The organism is Vicinamibacterales bacterium (assembly GCA_035699745.1).
Lineage (GTDB): Bacteria > Acidobacteriota > Vicinamibacteria > Vicinamibacterales > 2-12-FULL-66-21 > JAICSD01.
In genome coordinates, this window is sequence record DASSPH010000071.1 from 14,071 (window position 1) to 35,289 (window position 21,219).

At 67.0% G+C, this 21,219-nt stretch carries 22 protein-coding genes; 20 read left to right on the forward strand and 2 right to left on the reverse strand.

Translation table 11 applies throughout. From position 1 onward, the window contains the following. Positions 1-16 precede the first annotated feature (16 nt). Together dnaN and dnaA are read right to left on the reverse strand one after the other, a co-directional pair. On the reverse strand, positions 17-1,150 hold the full coding sequence (gene dnaN, locus VFK57_17320; protein ID HET7697480.1) for a DNA polymerase III subunit beta: 1,134 nt from the start codon (positions 1,148-1,150) through the stop codon (positions 17-19). A 265-nt stretch (positions 1,151-1,415) separates the two neighbouring features. Further along, positions 1,416-2,750 carry a chromosomal replication initiator protein DnaA gene (gene dnaA, locus VFK57_17325; GenBank protein ID HET7697481.1) on the reverse strand — a complete coding sequence of 445 codons (1,335 nt, stop codon included), beginning with the start codon at positions 2,748-2,750 and terminating at the stop codon, positions 1,416-1,418. Between the two features lie 313 nt (positions 2,751-3,063). Here dnaA and rpmH point away from each other — a divergent pair, with 313 nt between their 5' ends. The 20 genes from rpmH (at position 3,064) to rfaE2 (ending at position 21,218) form a co-directional block, all read left to right on the forward strand. Next, the gene (gene rpmH / locus VFK57_17330; protein ID HET7697482.1) at positions 3,064-3,219 is read left to right on the forward strand and encodes a 50S ribosomal protein L34; all 156 of its coding nucleotides are present in this window, start codon (positions 3,064-3,066) and stop codon (positions 3,217-3,219) included. Beyond that, the gene (rnpA, locus tag VFK57_17335; GenBank protein ID HET7697483.1) at positions 3,219-3,569 is read left to right on the forward strand and encodes a ribonuclease P protein component; all 351 of its coding nucleotides are present in this window, start codon (positions 3,219-3,221) and stop codon (positions 3,567-3,569) included. The genes rpmH and rnpA overlap by 1 nt, the downstream gene beginning before the upstream one ends. After that, the gene (gene yidD, locus VFK57_17340; GenBank protein ID HET7697484.1) at positions 3,566-3,805 is read left to right on the forward strand and encodes a membrane protein insertion efficiency factor YidD; all 240 of its coding nucleotides are present in this window, start codon (positions 3,566-3,568) and stop codon (positions 3,803-3,805) included. The genes rnpA and yidD overlap by 4 nt, the downstream gene beginning before the upstream one ends. A gap of 6 nt (positions 3,806-3,811) precedes the next feature. Next, positions 3,812-5,527: a membrane protein insertase YidC gene (yidC, locus tag VFK57_17345; GenBank protein ID HET7697485.1), complete on the forward strand. Its 1,716-nt coding sequence runs from the start codon at positions 3,812-3,814 to the stop codon at positions 5,525-5,527. Continuing rightward, positions 5,524-5,967 carry a R3H domain-containing nucleic acid-binding protein gene (locus VFK57_17350; GenBank protein HET7697486.1) on the forward strand — a complete coding sequence of 148 codons (444 nt, stop codon included), beginning with the start codon at positions 5,524-5,526 and terminating at the stop codon, positions 5,965-5,967. The genes yidC and VFK57_17350 overlap by 4 nt, the downstream gene beginning before the upstream one ends. Positions 5,968-6,094: 127 nt before the next feature. Further along, on the forward strand, positions 6,095-7,462 hold the full coding sequence (gene mnmE / locus VFK57_17355; protein HET7697487.1) for a tRNA uridine-5-carboxymethylaminomethyl(34) synthesis GTPase MnmE: 1,368 nt from the start codon (positions 6,095-6,097) through the stop codon (positions 7,460-7,462). A gap of 7 nt (positions 7,463-7,469) precedes the next feature. Beyond that, a complete protein-coding gene (mnmG, locus tag VFK57_17360) occupies positions 7,470-9,293 on the forward strand; it encodes a tRNA uridine-5-carboxymethylaminomethyl(34) synthesis enzyme MnmG (protein HET7697488.1) in 1,824 nt (607 codons plus the stop codon). Further along, entirely contained in the window at positions 9,294-9,914 is a 621-nt protein-coding gene (locus tag VFK57_17365; GenBank protein ID HET7697489.1) for an RsmG family class I SAM-dependent methyltransferase, read from the forward strand. It begins immediately after the preceding gene. 57 nt (positions 9,915-9,971) lie between these two features. Beyond that, positions 9,972-10,781 (forward strand): ParA family protein, encoded by an 810-nt coding sequence (locus VFK57_17370; GenBank protein HET7697490.1) that lies wholly within the window; start codon positions 9,972-9,974, stop codon positions 10,779-10,781. A gap of 6 nt (positions 10,782-10,787) precedes the next feature. Next, complete coding sequence (locus VFK57_17375; GenBank protein HET7697491.1) at positions 10,788-11,672, forward strand: ParB/RepB/Spo0J family partition protein; 885 nt, start codon at positions 10,788-10,790, stop codon at positions 11,670-11,672. A 14-nt stretch (positions 11,673-11,686) separates the two neighbouring features. Then, on the forward strand, positions 11,687-12,736 hold the full coding sequence (gene selD / locus VFK57_17380) for a selenide, water dikinase SelD (protein ID HET7697492.1): 1,050 nt from the start codon (positions 11,687-11,689) through the stop codon (positions 12,734-12,736). A gap of 57 nt (positions 12,737-12,793) precedes the next feature. After that, complete coding sequence (gene atpH, locus VFK57_17385; protein HET7697493.1) at positions 12,794-13,348, forward strand: ATP synthase F1 subunit delta; 555 nt, start codon at positions 12,794-12,796, stop codon at positions 13,346-13,348. 55 nt (positions 13,349-13,403) lie between these two features. After that, positions 13,404-14,933, forward strand: coding sequence for a F0F1 ATP synthase subunit alpha (atpA, locus tag VFK57_17390; GenBank protein ID HET7697494.1), 1,530 nt, complete (start codon positions 13,404-13,406; stop codon positions 14,931-14,933). Between the two features lie 7 nt (positions 14,934-14,940). After that, a complete protein-coding gene (gene atpG / locus VFK57_17395) occupies positions 14,941-15,849 on the forward strand; it encodes an ATP synthase F1 subunit gamma (protein HET7697495.1) in 909 nt (302 codons plus the stop codon). A 38-nt stretch (positions 15,850-15,887) separates the two neighbouring features. Further along, on the forward strand, positions 15,888-17,342 hold the full coding sequence (atpD, locus tag VFK57_17400; protein ID HET7697496.1) for a F0F1 ATP synthase subunit beta: 1,455 nt from the start codon (positions 15,888-15,890) through the stop codon (positions 17,340-17,342). A gap of 13 nt (positions 17,343-17,355) precedes the next feature. After that, entirely contained in the window at positions 17,356-17,811 is a 456-nt protein-coding gene (locus tag VFK57_17405) for a F0F1 ATP synthase subunit epsilon (GenBank protein ID HET7697497.1), read from the forward strand. Between the two features lie 16 nt (positions 17,812-17,827). Further along, on the forward strand, positions 17,828-18,604 hold the full coding sequence (locus VFK57_17410) for a Stp1/IreP family PP2C-type Ser/Thr phosphatase (protein ID HET7697498.1): 777 nt from the start codon (positions 17,828-17,830) through the stop codon (positions 18,602-18,604). Further along, positions 18,594-19,412 (forward strand): ABC transporter permease, encoded by an 819-nt coding sequence (locus VFK57_17415; protein HET7697499.1) that lies wholly within the window; start codon positions 18,594-18,596, stop codon positions 19,410-19,412. The genes VFK57_17410 and VFK57_17415 overlap by 11 nt, the downstream gene beginning before the upstream one ends. Further along, complete coding sequence (locus VFK57_17420; protein HET7697500.1) at positions 19,412-20,764, forward strand: ABC transporter ATP-binding protein; 1,353 nt, start codon at positions 19,412-19,414, stop codon at positions 20,762-20,764. Before VFK57_17415 ends, VFK57_17420 begins: the two co-directional genes overlap by 1 nt. A 16-nt stretch (positions 20,765-20,780) precedes the next feature. Beyond that, positions 20,781-21,218 carry a D-glycero-beta-D-manno-heptose 1-phosphate adenylyltransferase gene (rfaE2, locus tag VFK57_17425; protein HET7697501.1) on the forward strand — a complete coding sequence of 146 codons (438 nt, stop codon included), beginning with the start codon at positions 20,781-20,783 and terminating at the stop codon, positions 21,216-21,218. Position 21,219 lies beyond the last annotated feature (1 nt).

Here is a 21,219-nt window from a genome sequence, read left to right on the forward strand (position 1 = left end):
GGAAATCGCCAAATTCTCAAATCCTCATCGGCATGATGACGTAGGTGTATTCGTAGCCTTCGCCGCCCACGGGCTTGAGCACGGCCTGGCTCATCTCGTCCTTGAAGTCGAGCGACACGGTGTCGGTCTCGACCACGCCGAGGAAGTCCAGCACGTACTGCGCGTTGAAACAGATGGTGACCGGCGCCGCCGCGTAGTCGACCATCAGGACTTCCTTCGCCTCGCCGAACTCCGGACTGCTCGAGGCGATCTCGACCTTGCCCTTGTCGATCTGGAACTTCACCGCGCGCGACCGCTCGTTCGAGAGCAGCGCGACGCGCTTCACCGCGCTGGTGAGCCGGTCGCGATCGAACTCGACGTGCTTGTCGTTGTTCTTCGGAATCACCCGCTCGAAGGCGGGGAACTGTCCGTCGATCATCCGCGAGATCAGCAGCCGGTCGCCGACGCCGAAGAACAGATGATTCTCGCCGCGCTCGTACTGGATGTCCCCCTCGCCCCCTTCGGCGAGCAGGCGCCCGAGCTCCAGCAGCGTCTTGCGCGGAAGGATGACGCGGTTCTCGTCGGTGTCACCCGCCTTCGCTGCCTTGCCGGCCTTCGACTTGTCGCGCGGCACCGTGATGTGGGCGAGGCGATGGCCGTCGGTCGACACCAGGCCGAGCGAATCGCCGCGCAGCAGGAACAGCGCGCCGTTGAGGAAGTAGCGCGTGTCTTCGCCGGTGATCGCAAACTGCGTCTTGGCGATCATCTGGCGCACCGCGTCGCGCGGCAGCTGCGCGCTGACCGCGCCGCTGGCGTCGGGCAGGGTCGGGAAGTCCTCGCGCGGCAGCGTCTGCATCCGCGAGTCGAAGCGGTCCGCCGCGACCTTGACGCCCCCTTTGTCCTCCTCGATCCGCACGTCCGTCTCGGGCAGCGCCTTGACGATCTCGTACAGCTTCTTCGCCGGCAGCGTCAGCGATCCGGTCTTCGACACCGTCGCCGGACACTTGCTGCGCAGACCAACCTCGAGATCCGTCGCGAGCATCCTCACTTCCGCGCCGGTGGCGTCGAGCAGCACGTTGGCAAGAATCGGAATCGTGTTCTTGCGCTCGACGATGCCCTGGAAGAGTTGCAGTTCGCGAAGCAGATCGGTCTTGCGGACGACCAATTCCATTGTGGTTGATCTCTAAGTTATGAGGAGAGAAACAGGAACAAAGAATTATAACAAAAAAGAGGTGCTGTGGAAAAGCCTTTTACGGACAATTACCCTTTCAGAATCTGTCATTTAGGCTGTGGACGCGATTCCGGTACCGCGGCGGGTTTTCCAGCCTCCGCCTGTGGACGTTTTGGTCCTTCCGAAAACCCGCAATCCACCCACAGTCGAGCCGGGCCGCATGCTGTGGAAATCCCGCCGCCCGCCCCGCCGGACGCGGCAAACCCTAGCGGAACGACTCGAGCAGGTTGTTGATAAGCGTGTTGAAATCTCCGTCCTTCTGCCGGAGATCCTCCACCTTGCGGATCGAGTGGATCACGGTCGAGTGGTGCTTGCCGCCGAAGCTCTTGCCGATTTCCGGCAGCGACGCGTTCGTGAGCGTCTTGCACAGATACATCGCGATCTGCCGCGGCATCGCCACGGATTTCGAGTTGTTCTTCGACTTCAGTTCCGCGACTTTCAGCGAGTAGTGATCCGCCACCGCCTTCTGCACCCCTTCGATCGTCACCGCGCGGTCGTCGTTCTGCAGCACGTTGCGCAGCACGTCCTGCGCGAGCGCCAGGGTGATCTCGCGGCCGGTCAGCGACGCGTACGCGATCAGCCGGATCAGCGATCCTTCGAGCTCCCGGATGTTCGACTTGATCTTGCCGGCAATGTAGATCGCCACGTTGTCGGGCAGGTGCAGCCCTTCGGTCTCGGCCTTGCGCTTGAGGATCGCGGTCTTCGTCTCGAGATCCGGCGGCTGGATGTCGGCAATCAGGCCCCACTCGAATCGCGAGCGCAGCCGCTCCTCGAGCTGGGGAATCTCGTGCGGCGGGCAGTCGGAGCTGATGACGATCTGCTTCTGCGAGTCGTACAGCGCGTTGAACGTGTGGAAGAACTCCGTCTGCGTGCCTTCCTTCCCGGCGAGGAACTGCACGTCGTCCACGAGCAGCACGTCGACGCTGCGATAGCGTTCGCGGAAATCGAGAATGCGGTCGTAGCGCACCGCGTTGATCATCTCGTTCATGAAGCGCTCGGACGAGATGTAAGTGAGCTTCAGGTTCTTCAGGTGCGTGACGACGTAGTGGCCGATGGCGTGCATCAAGTGCGTCTTGCCGAGACCGACGCCGCCGTAGATGAACAGCGGGTTGTACGAGCGCGACGGCGCTTCCGCCACCGCGCGGCAGGCGGCGTGCGCGAACTGGTTCGACGGACCGACGATGAACGTGTCGAACGAGTAGCGGGCACTGAGGGTGCCGAGCTCTCCCTCGCCGGTCTCGAGATCGTCGGGCTCTGGTTCCGGAGACGGAATCTCGGGCGCCACCGGCGCCGGAACGTCTTCGGTCACGAACGCGACCGGTTGGCCGGGCCGCTGCACTTCGGCGAGCGCTTCGTCGATGACGGCGGCGTAGTGCTTCGTCAGCCAGTCGCGAAACAGCGCGTTGGGGACGCGGACGCGGATCGCGCCATCACGCTCGGCGAGGAAGGCCGTGGGCTTGAACCAGGTGTAGAAGCTGTGCCGGTTGACCTTGGTCTCGATCCGGGTGAGAACTTGATCCCAAATATTGCTGCCGGACATTTAAGTAATCGGGACCTTTCGCCCCGGGGTAACCTGTTCCTTCGAGGGAGCGGAACCGACGAGCTCACGTTTTGCGCGCCATTTACGGGCTATTTCGGACTTTCGCCCCCGTGCTTTTCCACAATTTTTTCCACAGCTGTGGAAAACTTCGGTTGGAGCCCCTATGGATACAGCCTGGGCGCAGCGTTGTCGAGGCCGCGGGGGACGCACGATAGCATAGCGATTTTCCTCCCGCAATTGACAGTCGCGGAGGGGCTTCGCTACTATCTAAGTTTCTCCAGTCCGGCGAGATCCGCTCCAGAGGTTTTCAGCAATGGCGAAGGGCAAACGCACATTCCAGCCGAATCGTCGGCACCGCAAGAAAACGCACGGGTTCCTGGTCCGCATGGCGACCAAGAACGGCCGCCAGGTGCTGAAGCGCCGGCGCGCCAAGGGCCGCAAGCGGCTCAGCGTCACGCACTCGCGCTAGTGCCATCCCACCCCCTGCCGCCGGCACGGCGGATCCGCCGCCGCGGCGAGTTCCAGCACGTGTTCGACGTCGGCCGCAGGGCCCACGGACGGTACCTCACGATTGTCGCCGCTCCCGCGTCGTCAGGCACGTCCCGACTGGGAATCGTCGCCAGCCGAAAGCTCGGCGGCGCAGTGGTGCGGAACAGGGCGAAACGATTGATTCGCGAGGCCTTCAGGACGGAGCCAGCCCCCGCGGCGGCCACCGACCTGGTCGTCATCGCCAAGGCAGCCGCAACGCTGGCGAAGGCCTCCGGGCTGGCGGCGGACTATCAGATGACTCTCAAGCGGCTGGGACTGTCAAATCGATGACAGCGAAGCTCCTCATCGCGCTCGTGCGCGGCTATCAACTGACACTGTCCCCCTACCTCGGCGGGTCGTGCCGGTTCCTGCCGAGCTGTTCGAGCTACGCCATCGAGGCCCTCCGCACGCACGGCGCGTGGCGCGGGTCCATGCTGGCGCTTCGCCGGCTCGGCCGCTGCCATCCACTCGCGCGCGCCGGGTACGATCCTGTCCCCGCGCCCTCCGACTCTCGTAGTTCCTTGTAGTTCTTGATGGAAAGACGCGTTCTGCTCGCTGTCGTCCTGTCGTTCGTGGTCTTGTACGCGTACCAGGCGATGTTCCCCGTTCCGCAGAAGCCCGCGGAACAGAAGCCGGCGCAGCCCAGCAAGGTTGCCACCGCGCCCAACGCCGCGGCCCCCGAGCCGGCGAATCCCACGCCATCGATTCAGCCTCCCGCCGAGGCACTCCCCGGCGCCGCGACTGCGGCCCGCGAGATCGTCGTCGAGAACGGCGACCTCCGCGCCGTGTTCACGACCCGAGGCGCGGCGATCAAGAGCTGGCAGTTGAAGAAGTATCGCGACAGCACGGGACAGCCTTACGAGATGGTCGCCGGGCACGCGCCGCCAGACTCGCCGCTGCCGTTGACGCTCGCGGTGGACGATGCCGCACTGGCGAAGACGCTGGCGTCGGCGGTCTTTGCCGTCGCGTCGGAGTCGGGCGACGGCACCCGCGGCTGGCAGGCGCGGTTCGATTACAGCGCCGGCGGCGTCACCGTTCAGAAGACGTTCTCGATCGCGCCCGACAAGCCGTATCTCGTGAACGTCGCGGCGGCGGTGACGCGCGACGGCCAACAGGTGCCGGCGACGGTTCGCTGGGGTCCGGCGCTCGGCCGCGGCGTGACGCCGTCGGCGTCGTTTGCGACCTACAGCCCGCCCATCCAGCCGATCTTCTACCGCGACGGCGAGGTCACGCGCGTCAAGCCCGATCAGATCGCCGCCCAGCCGGTCGCGGAGGGGACGTTCGGATTCATCGGCGTGGACGATCACTACTTCCTGACCGCGCTCGTCAAGCCGGCTCAGCCCGTTCGCGTCGACTATCAGCCGGTGCACGTGCCGGTTCCCGATGCGCCCGACGGGGCGAAGTACGTCGCGTGGTCGGCGCGTTTCCCCGGCGCGGCGCAGGGCGCGGCGTTCTTCGCCGGGCCGAAGGATTTCGACGTGCTCGCCGGCGTGGATCGCGAGCTGGTCCGCGCCATCGATTTCGGCATGTTCGCGTGGCTCGTCGTGCCGCTGCTGCGCGCGCTGAAGTGGATCAACGGCTACGTCGGCAACTATGGCTGGTCGCTGATCCTGCTGACGATTCTGATCAACCTCGCGATGTTCCCGCTCCGCCACAAGAGCGTGGTGTCGATGCGGAAGATGCAGGAGGTCCAGCCCGAGGTGAAGGCGATCCAGGATCGCTACGCGAAGCTGAAGATGAGCGATCCGGCGCGGGGCAAGATGAACCAGGAGCTGATGGCGCTCTACAAGGAGCGCGGCGTCAATCCCGCCAGCGGCTGCGTGCCGATGCTGCTGACCCTCCCGGTGCTGTTCGCCTTCTACTCGATGCTCTCGGTGGCGATCGAGCTGCGCGGCGCGCCGTTCGTCGGACAGATCCACGACCTGTCGGCGCACGACCCCTGGTTCATCTGGCCGATCCTGATGGGCATCACCATGTTCATCCAGCAGAAGATGACCCCCTCGACCGCCGACCCCGTGCAGCAGCGGATCATGCTCATCATGCCGGTGATGATGAGCGGCATGTTCCTGTGGGCGGCGAGCGGCCTGGTGATCTACTGGACAGTCAGTAACACCTGGGGCATCCTGCAGCAGATGGTGACCAACCGCCTCATCGGCCCGACCGCGGTGCGCACCGTGCGTCCTCCGGCCGAGCGACGCGTGAAGAATGCCGGCGGCGGGCGCACGGATCAGGCGAAGGAGCGCTCATGAGCGTGCAGGACAGAGCCGCCACCCTCGTGAAGCACGTCATCTCGGCGATGGGGCTGACGCTCGACGTCGAGGTCACCGACGCGCCGGACGCGATCCGCATCGACATTTCCGGCGACGGCGGCGAAGTGCTGCTGAAGCGAAAGGGAGAGATCCTCGACGCGCTGCAGCAGATCGTCAACACCGGCTTCCGCCGCGAGCTGAACGACGATCGCAGCTTCGTCGTCGACTGCCTCGGCTACCGGCGGGGCAAGGACGAGGAGCTGCGCCAGATGGCGCGGTTCACGATGGAGAAGGCGAAGCTCTCCGGACCGCAGGAGATGGGGCCGCTCAACCCCTACGCCCGCCGCGTCGTGCACCTCACGGTGGCCGAAGATCCGTCGATGTCGTCGGAGAGCATCGGCGACGCGTTCCTGAAGACCGTCATCATTTCGAAGAAATAGACAGGGCGATCGGGTGATCGAGTGATCGGGCGATCGGGTGATCGGGCGATCGAGGCATCGGGGCACGAGCGATCCCTTGATGACCCGATGACCCGATCACCCGATCACCCGATCACCCGATGATCCGATGATCCAATCGCCCGATCACCCGATGTTCTCGACGGACGACACGATCGCTGCCATCGCCACCCCTCCCGGCCGCGGCGGGATCGGAGTGGTGCGCATCAGCGGTCCTGGCGCCGCGGCGGTCGCGCGGCGGCTCACCCAGCGGGACAGCTTCGAGCCGCGGCACGCGACGCTCGCCACGCTCCGGCGTGCGGACGGCAGCGCCATCGATCAGGCGATCGTGATCCATTTCCCCGCGCCTCACTCCTACACCGGCGATGACGTCGTCGAGGTGTCGGCGCACGGCAGTCCCGTGGTGCTGGACGCGATCGTCGGCGCCGCGATCGCCGCGGGCGCGCGGCTGGCGAACCCCGGCGAGTTCACGTTCCGCGCCTACCTGAACGGCCGCATCGACCTGGTGCAGGCCGAGGCAGTCCGCGATCTGATCGATGCGGTCACCCCGCTGCAGGCGCGCGTCGCGTTCGATCAGCTCGAGGGAACGCTCACCGGGCGACTGCGCGCGCTCGACGCCGCGCTCCTCGAGATCATCGCGCCGCTCGAGGCCTCGCTCGATTTCCCCGAGGAGGGCTACCACTTCGCCGCGCCGGACGAAACCGCGCGGGCGCTGGACGAGTCTCTCGCCGTGCTGGATGGCCTGCTCGCGGACGCGCGGCGCGGACGCGTGATCCGCGAAGGGCTCACCGTCGCCATCGTCGGCCGGCCGAACGCAGGGAAGTCGAGCCTCTTCAACCGCCTCGCCGGCGCCGCCCGCGCCATCGTCACCGACGTGCCGGGAACGACGAGGGATTTGCTGAGCGAGCGGGTGGACGTCGGGGGAGTGCCGCTGACGCTCGTCGACACGGCAGGCATCCGCGAAACGCCAGGCGACGCGATCGAGGAGGAAGGAATCGCCCGCGCGCGCCGGGCGGACGATGCCGCGGATGTCGCGGTGGTCGTGCTCGATCGCTCCCGGCCGCTGACCGAAGAGGATCGACGGCTCGCGTCAGCAGACACGCAGCGCCCGCGCATCGTCGTCGCGAGCAAATGCGATCTGCCTGCGGCGTGGAACGAAGCGGACGTGGGAGCGCGGCGCGTGTCGTCGCTGACCGACGAGGGGATCGCCGGACTGCGCGACGCGCTGCTGATCGCGGCGGGCGTCGAACCCTCGCGCGATCGGGCGGCGATCGCCAACCTGCGCCACGCGGCGTTGCTGGAGCAGGCGCGGGAAGCGCTGATGCGGGCGCGTCTCGCAGCCGCCGACGGCGCCCCCGAGGAATTCGTGCTGGCGGATCTGCACGACGCGCGCGCCCGCTTCGACGAGGTGACGGGAGCGCGGCCGCAGGACGAGGTGCTGCGGACGATCTTCGAGCGCTTCTGTATAGGGAAATAATTAAGTCGTGAATTATCACCAGGTCATCGTCATCGGGGCGGGACACGCCGGCGTCGAAGCGGCATGGGCGGCCGCGCGCATGGGGATCGACGTGGCGATCTGCACGCTGACGCGCGAGACCGTGGCGCATATGCCGTGCAATCCGGCGATCGGCGGCACCGCGAAGGGACACCTGGTTCGCGAGATCGACGCGCTCGGCGGACTGATGGGGGTCGCCATCGACGAGACGGCGATCCAGTTCAAGCTGCTGAACCGCAGCCGCGGTCCGGCGGTGTGGTCGCCGAGAGCCCAGGCCGACAAGCAGGTTTACAGCGCGTGGGTGCGGGCGGCGCTCGAGCGCGAACCGCGCATCTCGTGGATCGTCGGCCGCGCCGGCCGCATCATCGTCTCGGAGGGGCGCGTCACCGGCCTCGCCCTCGAAGACGGCGACACCTACGGCTGCGAGGCGCTCGTGGTGACGACCGGGACCTTTCTGAACGGCCTCGTCCACGTCGGGCCGGAGCAGCGGCCGGCGGGGCGCGCCGGCGAGCCGCCGTCCCGCGATCTCGCGGAGTCGTTGAAGTCACTCGGTTTCACGTGGGGACGACTGAAGACCGGAACGCCGCCGCGGCTGCATCGGCGCAGCATCGACTTTTCCCGGTTCGCGCCGGAGAACGGCGACGACCCGCCGGTGCCGTTCTCGTTCCTCAGCGGTCCGATCGCCCGTCCGCAGATCGCCTGCCACGTCGTCCATACGACGGACCGCGTGCATGCGATCGTCCGCGAGAACATCGGCAAGTCGCCGCTGTACAACGGACAGATCAGCGGAATCGGCCCCCGGTACTGCCCGTCGCTCGAAGACAAGGTGATGCGCTTTCCACACCGCGAGCGCCACCAGATCTTTCTCGAGCCGGAGGGGCTCGCCACCGACCAGATCTACGTGAACGGCTTCTCGATGAGCCTTCCCGCAGACGTGCAGCTCCAGCTCGTTCGCGCGCTGCCCGGGCTCGAAGACGCCGAGATGATCCGTCCCGGCTATGCGGTCGAATACGACTTCATCCAGCCCACTGAGCTCGATCGGTCGCTCCAGACGCACCGGCTGCCCGGTCTTTTCCTTGCCGGTCAGATCAACGGGACCTCCGGGTACGAGGAGGCCGGAGCGCAGGGGCTGCTCTCCGGAATCAACGCGGCGCGTGCGGTTCAGGGGGAGACCCCGATCACGCTGGGCCGCGACGAAAGCTACATCGGCGTGCTCGTCGACGACCTGACCACGCGCGGCTGCCTCGAGCCGTATCGCATGTTCACCTCTCGCGCCGAGCACCGCCTCCTGCTGCGGATCGACAACGCGGACCTCCGGCTCACCCCGAAAGGACGGGAGATCGGCACCGTCTGCGACGCCCGTTGGGAGCGATTCGAGAACCGCCGCGCCCGCCTCGAACGGAACCAGGCGGTCATCCGAAAGACGGTGGTCTCCGTCGGTTCCCAGCGAATGCCCGCCGAACGCGCGCTTCGACAGCCGGACGTCGACATACGCACACTCACCAGGGACGGCCAGCTGCAGCTCGCCATCACGGATTCCCTGCTGGATTTCGTGAGCCTCGAGACGATCTACCGCTACGAAGGGTACCTCCGGCGCCAGCACGAGGCCGTGGAGCGGCTCAGGCGCCAGGAAGAACGGCGGATTCCCGCTGGCTTCGTGTTCGCCGGCATCCCCGGACTTTCGCGCGAGTCGGTCGAGCGTCTCACCTCGGTCCGGCCCGAAACCATCGGCCAGGCGCTGCGGATTCCCGGCCTGACGCCGGCCGCCGTGGCATTGATCGCCGCTCACGTCTCCGGTCAGCTCACCCGCTGAATGCATCCACTGGAGGGACGTTTCTCGGATCGCGCCGCCTCCGCGGGCCTCGATGTCGCGCCTGCGCTGCGACAAGCGCTGTTCGACTACTACGACCTCCTGACTCGCTGGAACGCCAAGATCAACCTGACGTCCCTGTCGGATCCAGACGAAGCCATCGACCGGTTGCTGCTCGAACCTGTTGCAGCCGCTCAACATCTCCAGCGGGGCGCGCGACTGATCGACCTCGGCTCGGGAGGCGGCTCCCCGGCCATCCCGCTCGCCCTGACGCTCGACTGCCGTGAACTGGTCATGGTGGAGTCAAAGAGCCGCAAGGCGGCCTTCCTGCGGGAAGCCGCTCATCAAACCCACCTCAGCGTCATCGTCTTGGATCAGCGTTTCGAGGTGTTGTCGCGCGAGCCGCAGTTCAACGGCGCGTTCGACCTGGTGTCGATGCGTGCGGTCCGGATGGATGAGGAGTCGTTGAGGACGGCCATGAGGTTTGCGGCCGCCAGCGGGGAAGTGGCTCTGTTCGTCAGTGAGGGGGCATCACCGCCGATCCCTGCGGGTTCCCGGTTGAAAAACCGCCACCGGTTGCTGGGTAACGCTGAGCTGGTGCGATTGTTTCACGTGGAACAGTGAGCTGTTTGATATGCTCTTGCCTGTTCCACGTGGAACATTGATAGGGCAACCACCCAAATGTCCCGCATCTTCTCCGTCGCCAATCAGAAGGGCGGCGTCGGTAAAACCACTACTACCATAAACTTAGCGACAGCCTTGGCTATGGCCAAGCAGCGGATCCTGGTCATCGACGTGGACCCGCAGGGGAACCTCACGAGTGGCCTTGGCCTCAAGGGCCAGGCCGCGCCCGCTGGGACCATCTATCAAGCCTTGACCTCCCCGGAGGCCGTCCAGGATCCATCCGCCTTCATTCTCGAGACGCGTGTCAAGGATCTGTGGCTCGTTCCGGCGGACCGCAATCTCACCGGCGCCGAGGTGGAGCTCGTGACGCTGCCGGATCGCGAGCGCCGGCTGCGCGATTTCCTCGCGCCGCTGCGCGAGCGGTTCGACTTCATCCTCATCGACACCCCGCCGTCGCTCGGGCTGCTCACGCACAACGCCCTCGTCGCCGCCGACGCGGTGCTGATTCCGCTCAACTGCGAGTACTTCGCGCTCGAAGGGCTCGCCGATCTCGTCGCGACGCTGCGGCGCGTGCGCGCCGCGTTGAATCCGTCGCTCGACATCGCCGGCGTGCTGATGACGATGTACGACGAGCGGACGAACCTGGGGCAGCAGGTGTCGCGCGACATCCGCGAGTTCTTCAAGGAGCGCGTCTTCGACACCGTGATCCCGCGCAACATCCGGCTCGGCGAAGCGCCGAGCCACGGCATGCCGGCGATCCTCTACGACGTCAAGTCACGTGGTTCGGAAGCCTACCTCTCGCTCGCCCGCGAGCTGCTCGCGCGCGAAGCGGCGGCGCCGGCGGCGAACGCGCCCGGCACGGAGTAACACATGGTGGACAAACGCCCCGCACTCGGCCGTGGTCTCAGCGCGCTCATCCCCGACACGCCCGCTGCCGCTCCGGCGGCCGGCGATCGCTCGCTCGAGATCGACATCGATCTGCTGCGGCCCAACAAGTTCCAGCCGCGCACCCACATGGATGACGAGCGCATCGAGGATCTGGCGCGCTCGATCCGCGCCAACGGCATCATCCAGCCGATCGTCGTGCGCCGCTCGCCGGCCGGCGGCGGCGGACAGCCCCTCGACACCGGCGTGCCGTACGAGATCGTCGCGGGTGAGCGCCGCTGGCGCGCGGCGCAGCGCGCCGGTCTTCTCAAAGTGCCCGTCGTCGTCCGCGAGATGCCGGAGGATCGCCTGCTCGCGGTCGCGCTGATCGAGAACATTCAGCGCGAGGACTTGAATCCGATCGAGGAGGCGGTCGCCTACCGCCGTCTGTCCGACGAATTCCATCTGACGCAGGAGCAGATCGCGGACGCGGTGGGGAAGGATCGGTCGTCGATTGCCAATTACGTGCGTTTGCTGCGGCTGCCGCAGGAGGTCCGCGCCAGCGTGTCGTCGAACGCGCTGTCGATGGGGCACGCGCGCGCGCTGCTCGCGCTCGCCGACGAAGCGGCGCAGCTCCGCGTCGCGCGTGACGTGCTGAGCCGCAATCTGTCGGTGCGCGAGACCGAAGCGCTGGTGAAGAAGGTGTCGGCGCCGGAGGCGCCCAGGCCGGCGAAGGCCGTCGACGTGCACACCCGCGCCGCCGAAGACAAGCTGCGCCTCGCGCTGGGGACGCGCGTGCGCATCAATCGCAAGGGGAAGGGCGGCCGCATCGAGATCGAGTTCCTGAGCGAGGATGAACTGCAGCGGATTTACGAGAGGCTGACGGGGGAATAGGGGCGACGGGAGAGATGCGAAAGCTGACTGACTATTCAGCCTGCGCCGGTTGAGCGAGCAAACTCGCCGCCGGCGAGCTTGCCCAGGTGCTGGGTGATTTGCCCGTGTTCGAGCGCGACGACCGGGTCCTGGTCGACTACCGGACCTCGGACGATGCGGGTGTGTACGAGCTCGATCGGGGACGCGCGCTGGTGCAGACCGTCGATTTCTTCACCCCGGTCGTCGACGATCCCGAGGCCTACGGCCGGATCGCCGGCGCGAACGCGCTGTCGGACGTCTATGCCATGGGCGGGCGTCCGTTGACCGCGCTGGCGATTGCCGGGTTTCCGAAGGATGGCGATCGCGCCGTTCTCGCGCAGATTTTCCGCGGCGGGCTGCAGGCCCTTCGCGAGGCCGGGGCGGCGCTGCTCGGCGGGCACACGGTCCAGGATCAGGAGATCAAGTTCGGGTACGCGGTCACCGGCGAGGTGGATCCGGCGCGGATGTGGACGAACGCGGGCGCGCGTCCCGGCGACCGTCTGATCCTCACGAAGCCGCTCGGCACGGGCGTCATCGCCACCGCGATCAAGTTCGCGCGCACGGACGCCCGTACGGCGGACGGCGCCATCAGGTCGATGGTGCAGTTGAACAAGGCCGCGGCCGAGGCGCTGCTCTCACTGGATGGGACGGCGGTGCACGCGTGCACCGACATCACCGGCTTCGGTCTGATCGGCCACGCGACCGAGGTGGCGCGCGCGAGCGGATGTGTGCTGGCGATCGACGCGGCGCGGGTGCCGCTGCTCGACGGGGCGATCGATCTCGTCGAGCGGAACACCCCCGGCGGCGGGCGGACGAACAAGGACCATTTCGCCGCCGGCGTCCAGGGGGACGCGGCGATTGACCCGCGGATCCTCCAACTTCTCTACGATCCGCAGACCTCCGGGGGGCTGCTTGCGGCGGTTGCGCCGGAGGCGGCGGCCGCCGCACGCGACGCGCTGCGGGCGGCGGGCGTCTCCGCGCATGAGGTGGGGCTGGTGCTCGACCGCCATGAGCGCGGTGCGGCGGTTGCCGTGATGCTCCGCTGAGTGGTATAAAAATACGTTTGGCATGATTCGCATTTTTGATTCAGGCGGGCAGCGCCCGTGACGAGCGGCGCGGCCGCCGGCCGTTACGCACGCGCCCTGTTCGACGTCGTTCAGAAGGAAGCCGGCAACCTCGAGCGGGCGCACGCCGACCTGCAGCAGTTCGTCGATCTCTTCCGGCAGCATCCGGCGCTTCACTCCACGTTCGGCAATCCCGCGATTCCCGCGTCGAAGAAGCAGGCCCTCGCCCGGGCGCTCGTCGAGCGGGCCGGCACGCTCTCGCCGGTGGTCGCGAAGATGATCCTGCTCCTCGCCGAGCGCGATCGGCTGATGCTGCTGCCCGACATCTCCCGCGCCTTCGGCGACCGGCTGATGGACCACCTCCAGGTGATTCGCGGCGAGGTGACGACCGCCATCGACCTGGCGCCCGACAGACTGCGGGCCATGGAGCAGAGCCTGAGCCAGGCGACCGGGCGCAAGGTGACCCTCGAATCGAGAGTGGATCCGTCGATCATCGGCGGCATGGTCACGCGGCTGGGCAGCACGGTGTACGACGGCAGCGTGACGACGCAGCTGCAGAAGCTGAAGCAGTCGCTGATCGAGACCGGGCAGTAACCAGCGAGCACAGCAGGCGTGTGAGGATTTTGGGGGCGGCGCCCCCGGGTTGAGCATGGACATAAAAGCCGAAGAAATTTCCAAGATCATCCGCGACCAGATCGGGAGCTACGCGGTGGACGTCGACGTCGCCGAAGTCGGCACGATCGTGTCGGTCGGCGACGGCATCGCGCGCGTGCACGGCGTCGAGAACACCATGGCGGGCGAGATGCTCGAGTTCCCGCACGGCATCTTCGGCATCGCGCTGAATCTCGAGGAAGACAGCGTGGGCGCGGTGCTGCTCGGCGACTACACCGAGATCAAGGAAGGCGATCCGGTGAAGCGCACCGGGCGGATCATCTCGGTGCCGGTCGGCCCCGAGATGGTCGGCCGCGTCGTCAACGCGCTCGGCCAGCCGATCGACGGCAAGGGGCCGATCGTCTCGAAGCACTCGATGCCGATCGAGCGCATCGCTCCCGGCGTCGTCGCGCGATCGCCGGTAAAGGAGCCGATGCAGACCGGGCTGAAGGCGATCGACGCGATGGTGCCGATCGGCCGCGGCCAGCGCGAGCTGATCATCGGCGACCGCCAGACCGGCAAGACCGCGGTGGCGGTGGACGCGATCATCAACCAGCGCGGCCAGAACATGATCTGCATCTACAACGCGATCGGGCAGAAGCAGTCGACGATCGCGCAGGTGGTGCGGACGCTCGAGGACGCCGGGGCGATGGAATACACCATCGTCGTCGCCGCCGGGGCGTCGGACCCGGCGCCGCTGCTCTACATCAGCCCGTACTCGGCCTGCACGATGGGCGAGTACTTCCGCGACAACGGCGGCCACGCGCTGGTGATCTACGACGACCTCTCGAAGCACGCGCAGGCGTACCGCGAGATCTCGCTGCTGCTGCGCCGGCCGCCGGGCCGCGAAGCGTATCCCGGCGACGTCTTCTACCTGCACTCGCGGCTGCTGGAGCGCGCCGCCAAGCTGAAGAAGGAGAGCGGCGGCGGATCGCTGACCGCGCTGCCGATCATCGAAACGCAGGCGGGGGACCTCTCGGCGTACATCCCGACCAACGTCATCTCGATCACCGACGGGCAGATCTTCCTCGAGTCGGACCTCTTCCACCAGGGCATCCGCCCGGCGATCAACGTCGGCAACTCGGTCAGCCGCGTCGGCGGTTCGGCGCAGGTCAAGGCGATGCGGCAGGTCGCGGGCACGCTGCGCCTCGACCTGGCGCAGTTCCGCGAGCTCGCCGCCTTCGCCCAGTTCGGATCGGATCTCGACAAGGCGACGCTGAACCAGCTCAATCGCGGCCGCCGGCTGGTCGAAGTGCTCAAGCAGCCGCAGTACCAGCCGCTGCCGGTCGAGAAGCAGGTGGCGATCATCTACGCCGCGACCAACGGATACGTGGATCCGATCCCGGTCGAGCAGGTGCGCGCCTACGAATCCGAGCTGTACAAGTTCCTCGACACCCGCAAGCCCGGCGTGCTCGCGGCACTGGCGGAGAAGAAGCAGATCGACGACGCGATCAAGGGCGAGCTGAACGCGGCGCTGGAGGAATTCGGCAAGTCCTTCGCCGCCTCGACCCGGACCACGGCGGCCTGACGACGCCATGCCGTCCCTTCTCGACATCCGTCGGCGGGTGAGAGCTGTGAAATCGACGCAGCAGATCACCAAGGCCATGAAGATGGTCGCGGCCTCGCGGCTGCGCCGCGCGCAGGAGCGCATTCAGAGCGCGCGTCCGTACGCGAGCGAGATGCTGCGCGTCCTCAACAGCCTCGCGACGCGCGTCGATCCGTCACTGCATCCGCTGCTCGACGAGCGCCGCACGCCGCGCGCCGGCGGCAAGGCGCTGCTGTTCGTGATCACCGCCGATCGCGGCCTGTGCGGCAGCTTCAACACCAACGCGATCAAGTCGGCGAGCACGTTCATCGTCGACGACCCCGCGCGTGAAGTGGCGCTGGGGCTGGTCGGGCGCCGCGGGCGCGACTACTTCGCCCGCCGCGGCTTCGAAGTCCGCTACGAGCAGGTGAACCTGTTCGCCGGGCTCCAGTTCGCCCACGCAAAGAGCCTGGCCGACGCCGCGATCGAGGCGTTCACCAGCGGCCAGGTCGACAGCGTCTACCTGATCTACAACGAGTTCAAATCGGTGATCTCGCAGCGCGTCGTGGTCGAGCGGCTGCTGCCGATCGCGCGGCTCGACATCGGGTCCGCCGAGGGGGCGGCGGCGAAGACGGCGGACCACGCCGCCGGCGCCGGCGGTGCGATCGAATACATTTACGAGCCCTCACCCGAGGCGCTGTTCGACACGCTGATTCCGCGCCACGTCGAGATCCAGGCGTTCCGGGCGCTGCTCGAATCCAACGCCGCGTTCTACGCGGCGCAGATGACCGCGATGGACGCGGCGACGCGGAACTCGGCGGACATGATCGAGCAGCTCACGCTGTACATGAACAAGGTCCGCCAGGCGGCGATTACCCGCGAGATCATCGAGGTCGTGTCCGGGGCGGGAGCTCTATAGCCGGGATGTGACGACAGATTCGCATACGCAGGTCAAAGATGGCAACAGCAACAGCAGTCAATACAGGGAAAGTCGTCCAGGTCATCGGCCCCGTCGTCGACGTCGAATTCGCCGGCGGCACGCTGCCGGCGATCTACAACGCGGTCCGCATCAGCTCGCCGGGCGGCGACGGGAGCGATCCGATCGACGTCATCGCCGAAGTCGAACAGCACCTCGGCGAGAACCGCGTGCGGACGGTCGCGATGAAGCCGACCGACGGCATGCGCCGCGGCATGAGCGTGATCGACACCGGCGCGCCGATCTCGATGCCGGTCGGAACCGCCACGCTCGGCCGCGTCATGAACGTGCTCGGCGAACCGGTCGATTTCCCGGATCGGCCGATCAACTCGACCGAGCGCTGGTCGATCCACCGCGAGGCTCCGTCGCTCGAGGATCAGTCCACCGAGCTGCAGATGTTCGAGACGGGCATCAAGGTCGTCGACCTGCTCGAGCCGTACCTGCGCGGCGGCAAGATCGGGCTGTTCGGCGGCGCCGGCGTCGGCAAGACGGTCATCATCCAGGAGCTCATTCACAACGTCGCGATGAAGCACGGCGGCGTCTCGGTGTTCGCCGGCGTCGGCGAGCGCACCCGCGAGGGGAACGACCTCTGGCTCGAGTTCCAGGAGAGCGGCGTCATCAACATGCAGGAGCTCGAGAAATCGCGCGCCGCGCTGGTCTATGGCCAGATGACGGAACCGCCGGGCGCGCGCCTGCGGGTGGCGCTGAGCGGCCTGACCGTCGCCGAGTACTTCCGCGACGCCGAGAAGAAGGACGTGCTCCTCTTCATCGACAACATCTTCCGCTTCACCCAGGCCGGCTCGGAAGTGTCCGCGCTGCTCGGCCGCATGCCGAGCGCGGTCGGCTACCAGCCGACGCTCGGCACCGAGATGGGCGAGCTGCAGGAGCGCATCACCTCGACCAAGAGCGGATCGATCACCTCGGTGCAGGCGATCTACGTCCCCGCCGACGACTACACGGATCCGGCGCCGGCCACCACCTTCGCCCACCTCGACGCGACCACCAACCTGTCGCGCGCGATCGTCGAACTCGGCATCTACCCGGCCGTCGATCCGCTGGCCTCGACCTCGCGCATTCTCGATCCGCGCATCATCGGCGACGAGCACTACAATGTCGCCCGCGCGGTGAAGCAGGTGCTGCAGCGCTACAAGGATCTTCAGGACATCATCGCGATCCTGGGCATCGACGAGCTGTCGGAAGAGGACAAGCTCACCGTGTCGCGCGCGCGCAAGATCCAGAAGTTCCTGTCGCAGCCGTTCTTCGTCGCGGAACAGTTCACCGGCCTGCCCGGGAAGTACGTGCCCATCGCCGAAACGGTCAAGGGGTTCAAGGAGATCGTGGACGGCAAGCACGACGGCGTGCCGGAGCAGGCGTTCTACATGGTGGGCACGATCGAAGAAGCGCTGGCGCGTGCCGAGCAGATGGCAAAGGCGTAGACTGCGGTAGACCATGCCTCTTCCGACTTCGATACGACTGCAGATCGTCACGCCTGACAAGCTGCTCGTCAACGAGCAGGTGGACGAAGTGCAGGTTCCGGGCAGCGAGGGCTACTTCGGCGTGCTGCCCGGCCACACGCCGCTGCTCGCCTCGCTCGCGGTCGGCGAGCTGTGGTACCGCAAGGGGCAGGACAAGACGTATCTCTCGGTCGCCTTCGGTTTCTGCGAAGTGCTCCCCGACCGCGTCACCATCCTGGCGCAGCTCGCCGAGCGCGCCGAAGACATCGACGTGGCTCGCGCCGAAGAGGCGCGGCGGCGCGCCGAGCAGCAGCTCGCCCAGGCATCGGAAGTCGACTACGAGCGCGCACGCACCGCTCTGACGAAATCGCTCATGCGGCTGCAGGTGTCATCGAGGAGCCAGTTCGCCGGCCGCGTCGGCAAGCAGCGCATGCCGCCGCCGCAGGGCTAGGGCGAGTCGGATCCCGATGAAGCTGTCCTGGGCCGTACGCACGGACCCCGGTCTCCGGAGAAGCAGCAACGAAGACAGCTACTGCACCCGTCCGGATCTCGGCCTCTACATAGTGGCGGACGGCATGGGCGGCCACGTCGCCGGCGAGGTCGCGTCGCGCGTCGCGGTCGAAACCATCCAGACCTTCATCGCCGAGACCGCGGGGGCGGACAAGAACCGCACCTGGCCGTTCCCCTTCGAACCGCAGATCAGCCTGGAAGGCAACCGGCTGAAGGCCGCGTTCCGCCTCGCCAACCGCCAGATCGCCAACGCCATGGCCGATTCCGCCGATCTGCGCGGCATGGCGACCACGGCGTCCGCGGTGCTGACCGGCAGGACGTCGGCGTGCATCGGCCACGTCGGCGACAGCCGCATCTACGCGCTGCGCCAGGGCACGCTGCGGCAGATCACCGACGATCACTCGTGGGTCGAGGAGCAGGTGCGGGCCGGGACGATGACGGCGACGGCGGCGCGGCAGCACCCGTGGCGCAACGTCGTCACGCGCGCGCTGTCGGGCGGCACCGATCCGGAGATCGACATCGTCGAGCTGGCGCCGCAGAAGGGGGACCGGTTCCTCCTGTGCTCGGACGGGTTGTCCGGCGTCGTGGCGCACGAGACCATCGCGCGGATCCTGGGATCGGCGGAGCCGCTCGACGCGGTGTGCGATCGGCTGATCGCCGCGGCCAACGAGGGAGGCGGGCCCGACAACATCACCGTCCTGGCCCTCGAAGTCGCGGATCCCGATGCTCCGTAATCTCGCGCAGCTGCTGCGCTACCGCGCGTTGATCCAGAGCCTGGTGGCGCGCGAGCTGAAGGCGCGCTACCGCGGGTCGGTGCTCGGCTTCTTCTGGTCCTTCATCAATCCGCTGCTGCTGCTGCTGGTGTACTCGGTGGTGTTCGCCTACATCATGCCGGGGCGGTTCACCGGCGGCGACGAGCCCAAGCCGTTCGCCGACGCGTATCCCTACGCCGTGTTCCTGTTCTGCGGGCTGCTGCCGTGGACCTGGTTCGCCTCGTCGCTGAACGAATCGGCGGGCGTGCTGATCTCGGGTGGAAACCTGATCAAGAAGGTCCTCTTTCCGGCGGAAGTGCTCCCGATCGTGACCGCGCTCGCCAACATGGTGCACTTCTTCTTCGGGCTGCCGATCCTCGCCGTCTTTCTCGCCTACTATGGCGCGCCGATCACGCCCGGGGAGCTGGTGTGGTTCCCGGTGGTCGTCGCCGTGCAGCTGATCCTCACGACCGGCATCGGGCTTCTCGTGGCGGCGCTCACGGTGCACTTCCGCGACATCCGCGACATCCTGACGAACGTGCTCCAGCTCTGGTTCTTCGCGACCCCGATCATCTATCCGTGGCAGCACGCGCCTGATTTCGGGAAGTGGTTCCTGAACGCCAACCCCTTTACGCACCTCGCCATTTCCTACCAGGAAATCCTGTTCTTCGACGGTTCGTTCGGCCACTGGCGATGGCTGCTGGCGCTCGGCGCCGCATCGGTCGCGTTCTTCCTGTTCGCCTACTTCGTGTTCGACCGCCTGCGGGACACCTTCGCCGAGGAGGTCTGATGGCGAGCGCGATCGAACTCACCAACGTCTCCAAGGTCTACCGGCGGTTTGCGCACCGCCGCCAGTTCGCGACCCTCAAGAGCGCGCTGCTGTCCCGCAGCCTGGTGCGGGACCTGAACCCGGAGGAGACGTTCGCGGCGCTGACGAACGTCACGGTGAGGGTTCCGCGCGGGCAGACGCTCGGCGTCATCGGACGAAACGGCTCGGGCAAGAGCACCATGCTGAAGCTCGTGGCGGGCATCAGCAAGCCGACGAGCGGCGCCGTACTCGTCAACGGGCGCATCTCCGCGCTGATCGAGCTGGGCGCCGGGTTCCATCCCGAGATCTCCGGGCGCGAGAACGTGTTCATCAACGGCATCATGCTCGGGCTGACCAAGCGCGAGGTGGCGGCGCGCTTCGACGAGATCGTCGAGTTCGCCGAGATGCAGGAGTTCATCGACGCGCCGGTGAAGACCTACTCGTCCGGCATGTACATGCGTCTCGGGTTCGCCGTGGCCATTCACGTCGATCCCGAGGTGCTGCTCGTCGACGAAGTGCTCGCGGTCGGCGACGAGGGCTTCACCCACAAGTGCCTGGACAAGTTCGCCGAGTTCAAGCGGCGCGGCAAGACGATCCTGCTCGTCACGCATTCGCTGGGGATGGTGGAGCGCTTCTGCGACGAGGCGCTCTGGCTCGACGCCGGACGGATCAAGGGTTCGGGCGATCCGAAACGGATCGTCGGCGCCTACATCACCGACGTCGAGAAGCGCGAGGAACGGGAGCTGGCGGCGGGCGACGCCAGGGCGCGCGATTCGGCGGATGCGGCGATCGTGTCGCCCGACGAGCCGGCCGCCGCCGTCCTGCCGGACAACCCGGTCGAGACCGCGACGGCGGCTGGCGACATGTTCCGCGCCGCGGAAGGGCGCTGGGGTTCGCGCGAGATCGAGATCACGGAAGTGACGTTCCTGGGCCCGGACGGCGCGCCGGGGCACGTGTTCCAGTCCGGCGATCGGATCGAGGTCCGCATCCGGATGCGCGCGCCGCTCCCGATCGACGACTTCGTCGTCGGCGTCGGCATCTTCAACGCCGAGGGCGTCTGCTGCTACGGCACCAACACCTACATCGAGGAGCTGGCGCCGGGGTCGATCCACGGCGACACCGAGGCGATCTTCTCGATCGACGCCCTCGATCTGATCGAAGGCACCTACAAGGTCGACGTCGCGGTCCACAAGATCGACGGCTACCCCTACGACTACCACCGCCTGCTCTACACCTTCCGCGTCAAATCGCGCACCAGGGACGTGGGCATTTACCGCCCGCGGCACACCTGGCGCTTCTCCGCCGGGATGACGTTCAAGGATGCTGGACGCTGACGCTCTCGCCGCGTTCGTGCGCGACGCGCGCGCGGCGGGCCGGCGCATCGTCTTCACCAACGGGGTGTTCGACATCCTGCACCCCGGCCACGTGCGCTACCTTCGCGCGGCGCGCCGCCACGGCGACCTCCTCATCGTCGGACTGAATTCCGATGCGTCGGTGCGGCGCAACAAGGGACCGTTCCGGCCGATCAACCCGGAAGCCGAGCGCGCCGAGGTGCTCGAAGCGCTCGACTGCGTCGACGCCGTGTCGATCTTTGACGACGATACGCCGGCCGACATCATCCGGCGGGTCCAGCCCGACGTGCTGGTCAAGGGCGCGGACTGGCCGGCAGATCAGATTGTGGGACGCGATACCGTCGAAGCGCGCGGCGGGCGCGTCGTGCTGGAACCTGTCGAGCAAGGCTACTCGACCAGCGCGATCGTCGAAAAGGCGCGCCGCGCCCGCTCATAGG

What these genes read in the sequence shown, in the direction of transcription:
- VFK57_17420 (HET7697500.1), top strand. Translation starts at nt 19,412, where the DNA reads ATGGCGAGCGCGATCGAACTCACCAACGTCTCCAAGGTCTACCGGCGG.
- rpmH (HET7697482.1), top strand. Translation starts at nt 3,064, where the DNA reads ATGGCGAAGGGCAAACGCACATTCCAGCCGAATCGTCGGCACCGCAAG.
- VFK57_17415 (HET7697499.1), top strand. Translation starts at nt 18,594, where the DNA reads ATGCTCCGTAATCTCGCGCAGCTGCTGCGCTACCGCGCGTTGATCCAG.
- VFK57_17365 (HET7697489.1), top strand. Translation starts at nt 9,294, where the DNA reads ATGCATCCACTGGAGGGACGTTTCTCGGATCGCGCCGCCTCCGCGGGC.
- VFK57_17410 (HET7697498.1), top strand. Translation starts at nt 17,828, where the DNA reads ATGAAGCTGTCCTGGGCCGTACGCACGGACCCCGGTCTCCGGAGAAGC.
- atpG (HET7697495.1), top strand. Translation starts at nt 14,941, where the DNA reads ATGCCGTCCCTTCTCGACATCCGTCGGCGGGTGAGAGCTGTGAAATCG.
- dnaN (HET7697480.1), bottom strand. Translation starts at nt 1,150, where the DNA reads ATGGAATTGGTCGTCCGCAAGACCGATCTGCTTCGCGAACTGCAACTC.
- VFK57_17405 (HET7697497.1), top strand. Translation starts at nt 17,356, where the DNA reads ATGCCTCTTCCGACTTCGATACGACTGCAGATCGTCACGCCTGACAAG.
- atpD (HET7697496.1), top strand. Translation starts at nt 15,888, where the DNA reads ATGGCAACAGCAACAGCAGTCAATACAGGGAAAGTCGTCCAGGTCATC.
- dnaA (HET7697481.1), bottom strand. Translation starts at nt 2,750, where the DNA reads ATGTCCGGCAGCAATATTTGGGATCAAGTTCTCACCCGGATCGAGACC.
- yidD (HET7697484.1), top strand. Translation starts at nt 3,566, where the DNA reads ATGACAGCGAAGCTCCTCATCGCGCTCGTGCGCGGCTATCAACTGACA.
- VFK57_17350 (HET7697486.1), top strand. Translation starts at nt 5,524, where the DNA reads ATGAGCGTGCAGGACAGAGCCGCCACCCTCGTGAAGCACGTCATCTCG.
- VFK57_17370 (HET7697490.1), top strand. Translation starts at nt 9,972, where the DNA reads ATGTCCCGCATCTTCTCCGTCGCCAATCAGAAGGGCGGCGTCGGTAAA.
- atpA (HET7697494.1), top strand. Translation starts at nt 13,404, where the DNA reads ATGGACATAAAAGCCGAAGAAATTTCCAAGATCATCCGCGACCAGATC.
- yidC (HET7697485.1), top strand. Translation starts at nt 3,812, where the DNA reads ATGGAAAGACGCGTTCTGCTCGCTGTCGTCCTGTCGTTCGTGGTCTTG.
- mnmE (HET7697487.1), top strand. Translation starts at nt 6,095, where the DNA reads ATGATCCAATCGCCCGATCACCCGATGTTCTCGACGGACGACACGATC.